Annotated in this window: 14 protein-coding genes and 1 pseudogene; 10 read left to right on the top strand and 5 right to left on the bottom strand. The window is 72.6% G+C overall.

Annotated elements, in window-relative coordinates; genetic code table 11:
- Positions 1-78: 78 nt before the first annotated feature.
- The 3 genes from ACFYNL_RS29255 to ACFYNL_RS29245 form a co-directional block, all read right to left on the bottom strand.
- Positions 79-627, bottom strand: coding sequence for a DUF1062 domain-containing protein (locus ACFYNL_RS29255; protein ID WP_388808235.1), 549 nt, complete (start codon positions 625-627; stop codon positions 79-81).
- A 367-nt stretch (positions 628-994) separates the two neighbouring features.
- Positions 995-1,552, bottom strand: coding sequence for a GNAT family N-acetyltransferase (locus ACFYNL_RS29250; protein ID WP_388808233.1), 558 nt, complete (start codon positions 1,550-1,552; stop codon positions 995-997).
- 53 nt (positions 1,553-1,605) lie between these two features.
- Positions 1,606-1,980: a VOC family protein gene (locus ACFYNL_RS29245; RefSeq protein ID WP_388808231.1), complete on the bottom strand. Its 375-nt coding sequence runs from the start codon at positions 1,978-1,980 to the stop codon at positions 1,606-1,608.
- Between the two features lie 227 nt (positions 1,981-2,207).
- Between ACFYNL_RS29245 and ACFYNL_RS29240 the strand changes: the two genes are divergently transcribed.
- Both ACFYNL_RS29240 and ACFYNL_RS29235 read left to right on the top strand, forming a co-directional pair.
- On the top strand, positions 2,208-4,034 hold the full coding sequence (locus ACFYNL_RS29240; RefSeq protein WP_388808229.1) for a gamma-glutamyltransferase family protein: 1,827 nt from the start codon (positions 2,208-2,210) through the stop codon (positions 4,032-4,034).
- A gap of 146 nt (positions 4,035-4,180) precedes the next feature.
- Complete coding sequence (locus tag ACFYNL_RS29235) at positions 4,181-5,026, top strand: inositol monophosphatase family protein (RefSeq protein ID WP_388808227.1); 846 nt, start codon at positions 4,181-4,183, stop codon at positions 5,024-5,026.
- Here the strand turns inward: ACFYNL_RS29235 and ACFYNL_RS29230 are convergent.
- Entirely contained in the window at positions 4,962-5,564 is a 603-nt protein-coding gene (locus ACFYNL_RS29230) for a hypothetical protein (RefSeq protein ID WP_388808226.1), read from the bottom strand. The two genes, ACFYNL_RS29235 and ACFYNL_RS29230, sit on opposite strands and share 65 nt — an antisense overlap.
- Positions 5,565-5,661: 97 nt before the next feature.
- Here ACFYNL_RS29230 and ACFYNL_RS29225 point away from each other — a divergent pair, with 97 nt between their 5' ends.
- The 6 genes and pseudogenes from ACFYNL_RS29225 (at position 5,662) to ACFYNL_RS29200 (ending at position 10,636) form a co-directional block, all read left to right on the top strand.
- The gene (locus ACFYNL_RS29225; RefSeq protein WP_388808224.1) at positions 5,662-7,074 is read left to right on the top strand and encodes a phytoene desaturase family protein; all 1,413 of its coding nucleotides are present in this window, start codon (positions 5,662-5,664) and stop codon (positions 7,072-7,074) included.
- A gap of 166 nt (positions 7,075-7,240) precedes the next feature.
- Positions 7,241-7,750, top strand: a complete 510-nt coding sequence (locus tag ACFYNL_RS29220; RefSeq protein ID WP_388808223.1) for an O-acetyl-ADP-ribose deacetylase — start codon at positions 7,241-7,243, stop codon at positions 7,748-7,750.
- A 185-nt stretch (positions 7,751-7,935) separates the two neighbouring features.
- On the top strand, positions 7,936-8,223 hold the full coding sequence (locus ACFYNL_RS29215) for a hypothetical protein (RefSeq protein ID WP_019760071.1): 288 nt from the start codon (positions 7,936-7,938) through the stop codon (positions 8,221-8,223).
- A pseudogene (locus ACFYNL_RS29210) lies at positions 8,168-8,425 on the top strand (transposase); the annotation flags it as partial. The gene ACFYNL_RS29215 and the pseudogene ACFYNL_RS29210, both read left to right, overlap by 56 nt.
- Positions 8,426-8,549: 124 nt before the next feature.
- A complete protein-coding gene (locus ACFYNL_RS29205) occupies positions 8,550-10,082 on the top strand; it encodes an FAD-dependent monooxygenase (RefSeq protein WP_388808222.1) in 1,533 nt (510 codons plus the stop codon).
- 122 nt (positions 10,083-10,204) lie between these two features.
- The gene (locus ACFYNL_RS29200) at positions 10,205-10,636 is read left to right on the top strand and encodes a hypothetical protein (RefSeq protein ID WP_388808220.1); all 432 of its coding nucleotides are present in this window, start codon (positions 10,205-10,207) and stop codon (positions 10,634-10,636) included.
- Between the two features lie 23 nt (positions 10,637-10,659).
- On the opposite strand, the gene ACFYNL_RS29195 is transcribed toward ACFYNL_RS29200, so the two are convergent.
- On the bottom strand, positions 10,660-11,022 hold the full coding sequence (locus tag ACFYNL_RS29195; protein ID WP_388808218.1) for an ArsR/SmtB family transcription factor: 363 nt from the start codon (positions 11,020-11,022) through the stop codon (positions 10,660-10,662).
- A 200-nt stretch (positions 11,023-11,222) separates the two neighbouring features.
- On the opposite strand from ACFYNL_RS29195, the gene ACFYNL_RS29190 reads away from it, so the two are divergent.
- Together ACFYNL_RS29190 and ACFYNL_RS29185 are read left to right on the top strand one after the other, a co-directional pair.
- On the top strand, positions 11,223-12,692 hold the full coding sequence (locus tag ACFYNL_RS29190) for an AlkA N-terminal domain-containing protein (protein ID WP_388809084.1): 1,470 nt from the start codon (positions 11,223-11,225) through the stop codon (positions 12,690-12,692).
- Positions 12,693-12,735: 43 nt separating this feature from the next.
- Complete coding sequence (locus tag ACFYNL_RS29185) at positions 12,736-13,218, top strand: methylated-DNA--[protein]-cysteine S-methyltransferase (RefSeq protein WP_388809082.1); 483 nt, start codon at positions 12,736-12,738, stop codon at positions 13,216-13,218.
- Positions 13,219-13,285 lie beyond the last annotated feature (67 nt).

The following is a 13,285-nucleotide window of genomic DNA, read 5'->3' as shown; positions in this document are numbered from 1 at the left end:
GGCGGTGACTTCATGGGATCCGCCCGGCCCAGGGCCTGCCCCGCGGATGTCGCCGGACAGGCCCTGGCCCTGATGGGCTCAGCGCTTGAGCGTGAAGGTGAAGTCGGTGGAGAGCCTGCCGTTCAGCCGGACTGCCGAGACGAGCCTCCCCTCCGTGATCAGTCTCCCCACCTCGGCCCGTGACAGACCGCAGCCTTCAGCGATCAGTCGCACCGGCCGGACGGGGATCCGGGCCGCGAAACGGACCGAGACGTCGATCACCTCGCACTGAAGGTGATCCGATCCGCCGGTGTCGAGGCGCCAGGCGCCGTCCCAGTCGAGGGCGACGCGGTTGCGGTGCAGCACGAGCGGATCCTGGAGCAACTCCGCCGTCAGACCGGGGTCGTTGGCATGGAGGCGGTCCAGCAGCTCAGGTCGTACGGAGCGTACGTTCACCCGCTCCAGGACCGTGAGCTTCGCGGTCTCCCCGCAGGCGGTACAGCGCACGAGGAGCCAGACGTCGATGAGCTTGTGGTGTGCGTTGACGCGAAATCTGCCGCAGGCCCGGAAGCGCTCGGATCCGCAGGTGTGGCAACGGCGGAGGACGAGCGGCAGGCAGGTGGGCGCGACGACCCAGTTGTTGAGCACAGAAGTACACCGGTTTCAGTGAGAAATCCGCAGCAAGAAGGAGCGCGGCGCGCAGGCGCGACGCGCGACGATTCAGCGCTCGGGGGATTTCACACGGTGTACAACGGCACGTCCTCGCTCAGACGACTCGGGTCGGCAGCACGCTAATGGGCCACGGTGGCGCCGTACCACTGGTTTTCCGGCGCCTCCCTCCGGCCCTTACCGGCGATCAGGACGACGCCTGCCAGAGTCGGAGGACGGTGGCGATGGCGGTGCCGGGGAGGACACGGGGCCGCTGCCGCGGTGTGCTCGCGTACGGCGCGGGCCGAAGGCAGGGACGAAGCCCTGAGCCCGCGGCGGCCCGCTGGAAGGCGGTCGGCGCCCGCCGTCACCGGTCGGCCGGGTCCCGCGGGTCGGTCCGGCGCCAGTCCCGGACGAGGAGCCCCATCAGCACCTCGTCCATGAACTCGCCCAGCACCCAGGCCGAGGAGCGCAGCACGCCCTCGCGGACGAAGCCGTTGCGTTCGGCGGCGCGCAGCATCGCGGCGTTGTCCGACAGCGTCTCGATCTGCAGCCGCTGCAGGCCGCGCACGACGAAACCGTAGTGGCACAGCACCCCGACCACGTCGGTGCCATAGCCCTTGCCGCGTGCGGACGGCAGCAGTCCCAGCCCGATGTGCGCGGACCGGTGGTGGTTGTCGATGTCCCACAGCGTCGCGGTGCCGACCAGGGTGCCGCCCTCCAGCTCCACCACCGAGAACGGGACCACCCCCTGCTCGTCGTCGTCCACCACGAGCCGCGAGTCCTCCGAACCCGGCCTGACCGGCCGCCACGGCCGGGCGTCGGCCCGCGAGGAGTTGACCACGTCGTCGTAGAGTTCGGTCCGCAGGACCGGTATGTCGTCCTCGTGACGGGCCCTCAGCCCGACCTTGTCGCCCTTGAGCATGCAGGCTTCCTATCCGACAGGGTCGACCTGCGGCAAACGAACAGGGGGGCGGCTCAGTGAAGGCAGAGGCAGAACGGGTGCCCGGCCGGGTCCGCGTAGACCCGCCAGTTGGCTCCCGGGCGGACCTGGTCCGTCCGCTCCAGCACGGTCGCACCGAGGGCGAGCGCCCGCTTCTCCTCACCGTCGAGGTCGTCCACATCGAAGTCCAGGTGGAGCTGCTGCGGGCGCTCCTGGCCGGGCCACTGGGGCGGTTGGTAGCCGTCCACGCGCTGGCAGGCGAGCGGTGTCCCCTCGAACCCGTGCACCTCGACCCAGTCGGCGTCCTCGGCGTCCACGACCACCCGGCCGCCGAGCAACTCCGCGTAGAACTCCGCGAGCCGTACCGGATCAGCACAGTCCAGCGCGACAGCCTGCAGCTTGCGAATCACTTACGACGCCCCTCGCTCTCCGGCCGCTTCCGCGACGCCCCGGTACGGGAAGGGTCGTACCCGCCACCGCTCGGGACATGCGCACCGCCCGCCCCGCGCGCCGATCAGCGGTGCACCCCAGCGGGAGGGGCCCGCACGCCACAACCCCGCTCAGGGCGCCGGCCCGGCGTCGACGTAGCCTGACGCCACACGCGCATCGCTCTCGTGAAAGTGAGGTGGAAGGCCCTGTGTTCACCACCCGCCCCACACTTCAGGGCACCTTCGGCATGGTGTCCTCCACCCACTGGCTGGCCTCCCAGTCGGCGATGGCGGTCCTGGAGGACGGCGGAAACGCGTACGACGCCGCCGTGGCGGGCGCCTTCGTGCTGCACGTCGTCGAGCCGCACCTGAACGGACCCGCGGGCGAGGTGCCGATCCTGCTCGCGCCCGCCGACGGCGAGGTGCGGGTGCTGTGCGGACAGGGCGTCGCACCCGCCGGGGCGACGGTCGCGCACTACAGGGGGCTCGGCCTGGAGCTCGTGCCCGGCACGGGGCCCCTGGCCGCCGCCGTGCCCGGGGCCTTCGACGCCTGGATGCTGCTGCTGCGCGACCACGGCACCAAGACCCTCGCCGAGGTGCTCAAGTACGCCGTCGGGTACGCCGAACGCGGGCACGCGCCCGTGGAAGGCGTCAGCGAGACCGTCGAGACCGTACGGGAGTTGTTCGAGACGCAGTGGACCTCGTCGGCCGAGGTGTATCTGCCCGGCGGGAAGGCACCCCGCCCCGGCGAGCTGTTCCGCAACCCCGCCCTCGCCGCCACCTGGAAGCGGCTCCTCGCCGAGGTCGCCGGGGCCGGGGACCGCGTCGCGCAGATCGAGGCCGCGCGGGAGGTGTGGCGCACCGGGTTCATCGCCGAGGCACTCGTACGGCAGGCCCGGCGTCCCACCCTGGACACCAGCGGGGAACGGCACTCCGGCACGCTCACCGCCGCCGACCTCGCCGGCTGGTCCGCGACCTACGAGGCGCCGGTGACGTACGACTTCCACGGCTGGACCGTGTGCAAGGCCGGCCCCTGGAGCCAGGGCCCGGTCCTGCTCCAGCAACTCGCCCTGCTCCCGCCCGAACTGCCCCGCCACGGCACCGCCGAGTACGTCCATCTGCTGATCGAGGGCTGCAAGCTCGCGATGGCCGACCGGGAGGCCTGGTACGGGGACGCCGACGACGTGCCTCTCACCGAGCTGCTGTCGGATCCGTACAACGCGGCCCGGCGGAAGCTGGTGACGGACCGGGCCTCCCACGAACTGCGGCCCGGCCGTCCGGGTGGACGCGCCCCTCGGCTCTGCACGCACGCCCACGCCGTGGCAGGCGACCGACCCGGCTTGGACGTACCGGGAGCCGGGGAACCGACGGTCGCCAAGCGGCCCACGTCCCCGGTGCCGGGCGAGCCGGACGTCGGCACCGACGGAGGCACTCGCGGCGACACCTGCCACCTCGACGTGGTCGACCGCTGGGGCAACATGATCGCGGCCACCCCCAGCGGCGGCTGGCTCCAGTCCAACCCCGTCGTGCCCGAGCTGGGCTTCCCGCTCGGCACCCGGCTCCAGATGACCTGGCTCCAGGAGGGCCTGCCGAACTCGCTGACGCCCGGCCGCCGCCCCCGCACCACCCTCACGCCCTCGATCGCCCTGCGCGACGGCGTGCCCGTCATGGCCTTCGGGACGCCCGGCGGGGACCAGCAGGACCAGTGGCAGCTGCACTTCTTCCTGGCGGTGGCGCTGCGCGCCCGGGTCCGCGGCGGCCTCGACCTCCAAGGCGCGATCGACGCCCCCAACTGGCACAACGACAGCTTCCCCGGCTCCTTCTACCCGCGCGGGATGCGACCGGGCAGCGTCACCGTGGAGTCCCGCATGGACGCCGGGGTGGTCGAGGAGCTGCGCAGGCGCGGGCACACGGTGACCGTCGGCGACGCATGGTCGGAGGGGCGGCTGTGCGCCGTCGCGAGGGACCCGGAGACAGGTGTGCTGTCGGCGGCGGCCAACCCGCGGGGCATGCAGGGGTACGCGGTCGGACGCTGACGAGGTGTGACGCGGCGGGACCGGTCGGCGCGGGGGGCCACCCACCGTTCCGACCCGCTGCCGCACGCCCCCCGAGTTCATGCCGGTGCCCCCTGCCGTTCACCGGCCGGGCGGGGATTGTCAGTGGGGCGTGCTCTCATGGAGGGGTGATCGAAAACAACGAAACCATCGACGAGTTTCTCGCACAGCACTCGGCCGACGTGGAGGAAGCCGTCCGTGAGGCGGCCGCGGCCGAGATCATGCCGCGCTTCCGGCAGCTCGCCGCGCACGAGGTCGACGAGAAGAGCGGACCGCACGACCTGGTGACCGACGCCGACCGGCTGGCCGAGCAGTACCTCACCAAGACGCTCGGCGCGCTCCTGCCCGGCTCGATCGTGGTCGGTGAGGAAGCGGTGCACGCCAATCCGGCGTCGTACGACGCGATACAGGCCGACGCCCCCGTCTGGATCGTCGACCCCGTCGACGGCACCCGCCAGTTCGTGCACGGCGACGACGGCTTCTGCACGCTGGTCGCCCTCGCGCAGGGCGGCGTCCTGCTGGCCTCCTGGACGTACGCCCCCGCCCGCGGCCAACTGGCCACGGCGACACGGGGCCGGGGCGCCTTCCTCGACGGGAAGCGGCTGAACTCCGGCGCGCCCGAGCCCGGCTCCGACCTCCGGGTCGCCACGTCCCACCCGGACTACACGACCGACGCGCAAAAGCGCGCGCTGCTCGGCCTGTGGACCGACGGCGTCGCCCCACGCCCCTGCGGCTCGGCCGGCCTGGAGTATCTCGCCGTGGCACGCGGCGAGTCGGACGCCGTCGCCTTCTCGTGGGAAGCGGCGTGGGATCACGCGGCGGGCCTGCTCCTGGTCGAGGAGGCGGGCGGCGCCCACCTGACCCTTACCGGCGAGCCGTTCCGCGTCACCGGGGGCAACGCGCTGCCGTTCACGGCGGCCCGGGACGCGGCCACGGCTCGCCGGGTGATGGGACTGCTGTCGGCCGGAGCCTGATCTGCGGACGGCCGCCGCCGACACGCAGGTCGATCACCTCGAACTCGGCGGGCGTGCCGTCCGCGGGCCATCGGCACCCCGCGCGCAGGAGCACAGCGGCGTCCACGAAACCGTGGGCCGGCAGGCCGACGTCGACGAACACGCCCGTCACCCCGGGCCCCCACGGGGAGCCGGTGAACGTACCCGACAGCCTGGTGCCCACGGGCAGCGGGCCGCCGTCGTGGCGGACCTCGCACTGCCGGTACGCGCGTGCGCGGCCCCAGGCGAGGTCGAACTCCCTCGCGTCCACCTGCCGCGCGCCCGGTGGCTCCACGACCGGGCCGCGCGCCGGCAGCCCGTACACGGCCTCGTACAGCCGCGCGCCCCACTCTCCGCACGCCTGCCGGGCGAGGCCGAGCTCGGCCGGGTCGGCGGCGACCACCGGCACCCGCTCGCGCCCCCGCAGGGAGATCTGCCGCAGCACCCGCCCGGCGTCCCCCACCTCGAACCAGTGCCACAGGTCGCCCTCGGGCGCACGGCAGCGGAAGCGGCGCGTCACCCGGCGGACTTTACCCGCGCTCCGGCGTTGTCAGCGGCCCGGCATATCCTGATCCCTCAAGGCCATCGGCTGACGAAGGGGTCCGAAGGTGCCGTCGATGCTCGATGCGGTCGTGGTGGGAGCGGGGCCGAACGGGCTGACCGCTGCCGTGGAGCTGGCCCGGCGCGGCTTCTCCGTGGCCGTGTTCGAGGCGCGCGACACCGTGGGCGGGGGAGCCCGTACGGAGGAGCTGACCCTGCCCGGCTTCCGCCACGACCCGTGCGCCGCCGCGCACCCCCTCGGTGTCAACTCGCCCGCGTTCCGTGCCATGCCGCTGGAGCGCCACGGCCTGGAGTGGCTGCACGCCGAGCTGCCCATGGCGCATCCCTTCCCCGACGGCACCGCGGCCGTGCTGTCCCGCTCCGTCGCCGAGACCGCGGCCTCCTTCGGACCGCGAGACGCGGGGACGTACCGCAGGCTGGTCGAGCCGTTCCTGACGAAGTGGGACACGCTGGCCCGCGACTTCATGTCGCTGCCCCTGACCGCCCTGCCCCGCGACCCGGTCACGCTGGCCCGGTTCGGCCTGGTCGGCCTGCCGCCGTCGACCTGGCTGATGCGCCGATTCCGCGACGAGCGGGCCAGGACCCTCTTCGCCGGGCTCGTCGCCCATGTCATCGCCCCGCTCGGCGGCTTCGCCACCAGCGCCATCGGCTTGGTGTTCGCCCTCGCCGCCCACGCCCGCGGCTGGCCGGTGGCCCGCGGTGGCTCCCAGTCCATCTCCGACGCCCTCACCGCCTACCTCAAGGACCTCGGCGGCAGCGTCCACACCGACTACGAGGTCAAGCGGCTGGACGACCTGCCGCCCGCGCGCGCGTACATCTTCGACACCTCACCGACCGCGTTGGCCCGCATCGCCGGCTTCGGCAACCACTACGAGGGCTATCGGTACGGCGCCGCCGCATTCAAGATCGACTACGCCCTCGACGGACCCGTGCCCTGGACCGCGGCGGAGGCCCGGCGGGCCGGCACCGTGCAGGTCGGGGGGAGCGGTGCGGAGATCGGCGCCGCGCTGCGCGCCGCGTCCCGGGAGGGCCGCGCACCGGACCCGCCGTTCCTGATCACGGTGCAGCCCAGCGTCGTCGACCCCACCCGCGCACCGCAGGGCAAGCACGCCTTCTGGGCGTACGGGCATGTGCCGAACGGCTGGACCGGAGACCTCACGGACGCCATCGAGCGCCAACTGGAGCGTTTCGCCCCGGGGTTCCGCGACCGCGTGCTCGCCCGCGCTACCGCGGGCCCGGCCGAACTCGTCGCCCGCAACGCCAACTACGTCGGCGGCGACATCGCCTCCGGCGCGGCATCCGGACTTCAACTCCTGCTCCGTCCCAAGCTGTCGCTCTTCCCCTACGCCACCCCGCACCCGGCGGTCTTCATCTGCTCGTCGGCGACGCCACCCGGACCCGGGGTGCACGGCATGTCGGGGCACAACGCGGCCAAGGCCGTGTGGAAGCGCTTGCGGCAGGAAGCGTAGCCTGCTCGAAAGACCCAATTTCATACGCGAGTTGACGCCCCGAAGCGCCTGACGGCCCCGCCCGGGTCGCTCGCCCTGTCGAGGGGCACGGTCCACGGCGTGCGCGCCCCGCCTGTCGCCCGGCGGTGAAACCCGCGTGGCCACCTCGGCTGCTATAGAGGTGGACATGACCACGATCAGCCTCGTTCAGGGCGACATCACGCGGGAGAGCGTCGACGCGATCGTCAACGCCGCCAACTCCTCCCTCCTCGGAGGGGGAGGAGTCGACGGCGCCATCCACCGCCGGGGCGGCCCCGCGATCCTCGACGACTGCCGCAGACTGCGTGCCTCCCGGTACGGCAGGGGCCTGCCCACAGGGCAGGCGGTCGCCACGACGGCGGGTGAGCTGGACGCGCGGTGGGTGATCCACACCGTGGGCCCGGTCTACTCCCCGCAGGAGGACCGCGCCGATCAACTCGCCTCCTGCTACCGGGAATCCCTGCGGGTCGCCGATGAACTCGGCGCTCGTACCGTCGCCTTCCCCGCGATCTCCACCGGCGTCTACCGCTATCCGCTGGCGGAGGCCGCACGGATCGCCGTGGAGACGGTGCGTGCGACAAAGACCGACGTCGAGGAGGTCCGGTTCGTCCTCTTCGACGAGCGGGCGTACGAGGCGTTCGCCGCTCAGGTCGGCTGAGGGGGCGCGCCGCCTTCCGGAGCGACCTCGTTCGGCCTCCGCCGTCGTTCGGGTGCTGTTTCCCCGCGAGATCACGAACACCGGCGCGTCGTCGGTGCATTTCGGGCTTTTCACACTAATCTCTCATAACTGTACGAAGTCGATCTCTCGCGGATCGCACCCCCACTCACTCCATCGGAGATGGCATGCACAAGCTTCACAAGGCTGCGGTCGTGGTCGTCGCCCTCGGCAGCGTCGGTCTCCTGAGCGCCGGCACCGCCACCGCCCAGGGCCTCGACGGCGGCGGCAAGGGCGGTCACTACAGCGTTCTGCAGAGCTCCTCCTGCAAGTCGCACGACTTGAACGTCGACGTCCTCGGCCAGGTCGGTGTGCTGAACGGCGTGCTCGGCAACGCGCTCAACGGCGAGGGCAACTCGGGTGGCCAGGACACGCACCTCGGCTCGTCCATGGGCTGTGACAACAAGGCGTTCTGAGCCGCCTTCCCCAGAGCGGGCCGGTGCCGCGTCACCGTTGCCCGATGCACGGGTCGTCAGGCCGTCCGCGGGCCGACGGAGGCCGATCCCCGGCATCCGTCGGCGGTGCGGGACCGGTGCCCCATGGCGAGACCTACCGGTGGAGTACGGGCCGTGGCGGACAGTCCACGGACTGTCGCGCCGTTGGCGAGGCACCGGTGTCCGGCGAGCCGTGCAGACCGGGTTGCAGGCCGAGGCCGCATCCCGGAAACCAGTCAGGGGCCTGATCCGCTGTGCGCGGGTCAGGCCCCTGGCCGCGTGTCGCGCCATGCGCCTACCGTGGACCCATGGCGGCACCCCTGGACGCGCTCGTGGTCGGCGCGGGACCCACGGGGCTGGCGCTCGCCGCGCAACTGCGCGCTCACGGTGCCACGTTCCGTCTCGTCGACCGGTGCCTCGACCGCGTCCACGAGTCCCGGGCGCTCGGCGTCCAGCCCCGCACCCTGGAGGCGTTGGCCGGCCTCGGTGTGACCGACCGGCTGGTGGCCCGCGGCAATCCCGCGATGGGTCTGCGCCTGCATCTGACCCGGCGCACGGTGTCCTTGCCGCTCTTCGACGTCGGGCTGGCCGACAGCCCGTACCCCTTCCTGCTCTTCCTCTCGCAGGCCGAGACCGAGAGCGTCCTCGGTGAACACCTGGCCGAGCGCGGGGTGACGGTCGAGCGCGGCACCGAACTGACCGCGCTGGAGCAGCGCGGCGCACACGTCGACTGCCGGCTGCGCCGTCGCGACGGCACTCGGGAAACCGTCGCCGCGCGGCACGTCGTCGGCTGCGACGGCGCCCACAGCACCGTGCGAACCCTGGCGGGCATCGCCTTCGAAGGCCACGCCTATCCGCAGACGTACCTGCTCGCCGACCTGGACGTCGACGGCCTGGAGCCGGGCGCCGTGCACTCCTACATGACCGCGGACGGCATGCTGTTCTTCTTCCCGCTGGGCTCGCCCGCCCCGTGGCGGATGCTCGCGATGCGCCCCGACGACGTCCCGGACGGCGAGGTGACGCTGCCGCTCCTGCGGCGGATCGCCGATCAGTACGGCGTGCGCGGGCACTGCCTGCGGGATCCGGTCTGGATGACGGCCTTCCGGCTCCACAACCGCGGCGCCACCCACTACCGTCGCGGACCCTTCTTCCTGGCGGGCGACGCGGCCCACATCCACAGCCCGGCGGGCGCCCAAGGCATGAACACCGGCATCCAGGACGCCCTCAATCTGGGCTGGAAGATCGCTCTGGTGTGCCGCGGAGCCGCCCCGCCGGAGCTGCTGGACACCTACGGCACCGAACGCGTCCCGGTCGGCCGTGATGTACGGCGCCTCACCGACCGGGCCTTCGTCGTCGCGACCAGCCCTCATCCGCTGCTGCGGTTCGCCCGTGCCCGGCTCGCCCCGCGCGTCGCCCCTCTGGCGGTGCGGGCGACAGCGCCGCGCGAGTGGGTCTTCCGCACCGTTTCCGAGCTCGCCATCCACTACCGGCGCAGTCCGCTCTCCGCGACCGGCGTACGACGGCCCCGCCGCGGCCCCCGGGCCGGGGACCGGCTGCCCGACCTGCCCCGAGGGCTCCAGGCGCGGCTCGCCGCCCCCTGCTGGCACCTGCTGTTGACCGGACCACCCCACCTCTGGCCGGACCGGTTCCTCGCCCCGGTGCTCAGCGGCCGCGCGGAGCTGGTCACCGTGCACCGCCTGGACGCTCGCGGCCCCTGGCCCGGCGTCGCCCATGGACTGCTGCGCCCCGACGGCCACCTCGGTTATGTCGCGCGCGGCACCGATCTGGCGGGGCTGCGGGCCTATGCCGCCCGCTGGCTGCCGAGCGGAAGCACCCCATGACACGAGGTGAACGGCGATGGCACGAGGTGAACGGCGTCCGGCGTGGATCCGTACCCCTCTGCGTGCAGCAGTCACACCGAGGAAGCAGCGTGCGGACACAGTCAGGAAGGACCGGCCGCGGCATGGCGGCCGGCGGTCTCATTCTTCTGTCCTTGACCACGGCGTGCGGCGCAGGGGGTGAGGACGAGGGGGGCACCGCCAAGAGCACCCCCACCAAGGTCGCCGCCACCGCGGCAGGTGTGGTGGCACCGGCGAAGGTCGAGGTGATCGCCGGCCTGACGGGCTGCAAGGCCAAGATCCGCACCGAGGCCGACGAACTGCGTGAGGGCGTGTGTCACACGAAGCGGGGCGACTACCTCATCACCACGTTCCCCGCGGAGAAGTACAAGCTGACCTGGCTGGACGCGGCCGCCGTCTACGGGGGTGAATACCTCGTCGGCACCCGCTGGGTGGTCAGCGCCGAACCGGCGGTGCTGGAGCGGCTGCGCCCCCGACTGGGCGGGAGCATCCAAAAGTTGCGGGGCGTGGGGCCGACCGCCCCGGGCACGTCATAGCGCGGCCGGGCCGGCGGCGCGGCTCATTCGGCCGCGTCGCTGATGCCCAGGCGCAGATGCTCCACGTGGTAGACGGCCTGGTCGAGCAGTTCGGCGACATGGTGGTCGTGCAGTGTGTAGACGACCGAGCGGCCGCGTCGCTCGCCCACCACCAGGCCGAGGTTGCGCAGCAGGCGCAGCTGGTGCGAGCACGCGGACTGCTCCATGCCGACCTCCGCCGCCAACTCCGTGGCCGGCAGCGGCCCCTCGCGCAGGCGTGCCAGGATCAGCAGACGGGACGGGGTGGAGAGGGCCTGGAGGGTGGTGGCCACCTTGGCGACATTGGCCGCGTCCAGGCGTACGCGCTCGCCGGAGTCCTGCGCGGTGGTGACGGCTCCATGACCCATGAGCGGTATCTTACTCATCGCACATGAACACATGAATGATTCTTCATGTGCAGGGTCGGGTGTGGACCGAAAGCCGGTCCGGCGGTCCACGTCCCCAGACCCGGGCGATCCGGCAGTTCCCAGCACAGCCGAGGTTGATGTCGGATTCTCGCCAGCCCTCGGGTCCGCCGGTGGTCGATGCTGGACGCATGCAGAAGGGGATGCACACCGAGACCGAGCGCTGCGTGCGCGCGGTCCAGTCCAAGGACGCCCGCTTCGACGGCTGGTTCTTCACGGCGGTCGTCACGACCGGGATCTACTGCCGGCCCAGTTGCCCGGTGGTCCCGCCCAAGCCGGAGAACATGAGGTTCCTCCCGAGCGCGGCCGCCTGCCAGCAGGCCGGGTTCCGGGCCTGCAAGCGCTGCCGCCCGGACACCAGCCCCGGCTCACCGGAGTGGAACCAGCGCGCCGACCTCGTGGCCCGCGCGATGCGGCTGATCGCCGACGGCGTCGTGGACCGCGAGGGCGTACCCGGCCTCGCCGCCCGGCTCGGTTACAGCACCCGGCAGATCGAACGCCAGCTCCTCGCCGAACTCGGCGCCGGCCCACTGGCCCTCGCCCGCGCCCAGCGCGCCCAGGCGGCCCGGCTCCTCATCGAGACCACGCCCCTGCCCATGGCGGACATCGCCTTCGCGGCCGGCTTCGCCTCCATTCGCACCTTCAACGACACCGTGCGCGAGGTCTTCGCCCTCTCCCCGACCGACCTGCGCGCCCGCGCCCCCCGCAGCACGCCGGGAAGCACCGCCGGCGCCCTGACCCTGCGCCTGCCGTTCCGCGCCCCCCTCAACCCCGACAACCTCTTCGGCCACCTCGCGGCGACCGCCGTACCGGGGGTCGAGGAGTGGCGGGACGGCGCGTACCGGCGCACGCTCCGGCTGCCGTACGGGCACGGCCTCGTGGCCCTGACCCCGCAGCCCGACCACATCGCCTGCCGCCTCACCCTCAGCGACCTGCGCGACCTGACCGTCGCGATCAGCCGGTGCCGCCGGATGCTCGACCTGGACGCCGACCCGGTCGCGATCGACGACCAGTTGCGCACGGATCCGGTGCTCGCGCCCCTGGTCGACAAGGCACCCGGTCGCCGGGTACCGCGCACGGTCGACGAGGCGGAGTTCGCCGTACGGGCCGTGCTCGGCCAGCAGGTGTCCACGGCCGCCGCGCGCACCCACGCGGCCCGCCTGGTCCTCGCTCACGGCGAACCGGCCGAGGACCCCGAGGGCGGCCTCACCCATCTCTTCCCGGCCCCCGAGGCACTGGCAGGCGTGGACCCGGAGTCACTGGCGATGCCCCGCGCCCGCCGTACGACCTTCACCACACTCGTACGCCGACTCGCCGACGGCGAGATCCGGTTGGGGCCCGACAGCGACTGGCCCGCCACCCGAGCCCGGCTGCTGGAGTTGCCCGGATTCGGCCCCTGGACCGTGGACGTCATCGCGATGCGGGCCCTCGGCGACCCCGACGCCTTCCTGCCCACCGACCTCGGTATCCGTCGAGCCGCCCAGGAGTTGGGCCTGCCGTCGACCCCGGCGGCCCTCACGGCCCGGGCGGCCGCGTGGCGGCCCTGGCGGGCGTACGCCGTGCAGTATCTGTGGGCGACGGACAGCCACCCGATCAACTTCCTCCCGGTGTAGAAACGTAAGGAAACCGCAGATGCAGAAGGACCAGACGAGGCAGATGAAACGGCACACCGTCATCGACAGCCCCTACGGCCCCCTCACACTCGTCGCCGAGGACGGCGTGCTGTGCGGCCTCTACATGACCGAGCAACGGCACCGCCCACCCGAGGAGTCCTTCGGCACGCGGGACGCGTCCCCCTTCGGTGAGGCCGAGGAGCAACTGGAGGCCTATTTCAGCGGTGAGTTGAAGGAGTTCACCCTCGAACTACGCCTGCACGGGACGCCGTTCCAGCGCAGCGTCTGGACGGAACTGCGCAAGATCCCGTACGGCGAGACCCGCTCCTACGGCGAACTCGCCGACGCCCTCGGCAACTCCGGTGCCTCCCGCGCGGTCGGCCTCGCCAACGGCAAGAACCCGATCGGCATCATCGTGCCCTGCCACCGCGTCGTCGGCGCGAACGGCGGCCTCACCGGATACGGCGGCGGCCTGGACCGCAAGCAGCGGCTGCTCGACTTCGAGAGTGGAACCGCGCTGTTCTGAGCCCGTCCGCTCCGCCACCCCGCGCCGGCAGGCGCTCGACCACCCCGACCCGCACTCCCGCGCCGCC

Source organism: Streptomyces sp. NPDC007808, from assembly GCF_042868655.1.
GTDB lineage: Bacteria > Actinomycetota > Actinomycetes > Streptomycetales > Streptomycetaceae > Streptomyces.
The sequence above is the reverse complement of the archived record's forward strand: the minus strand, read 5'-3'. Positions and strand labels throughout refer to the sequence as shown.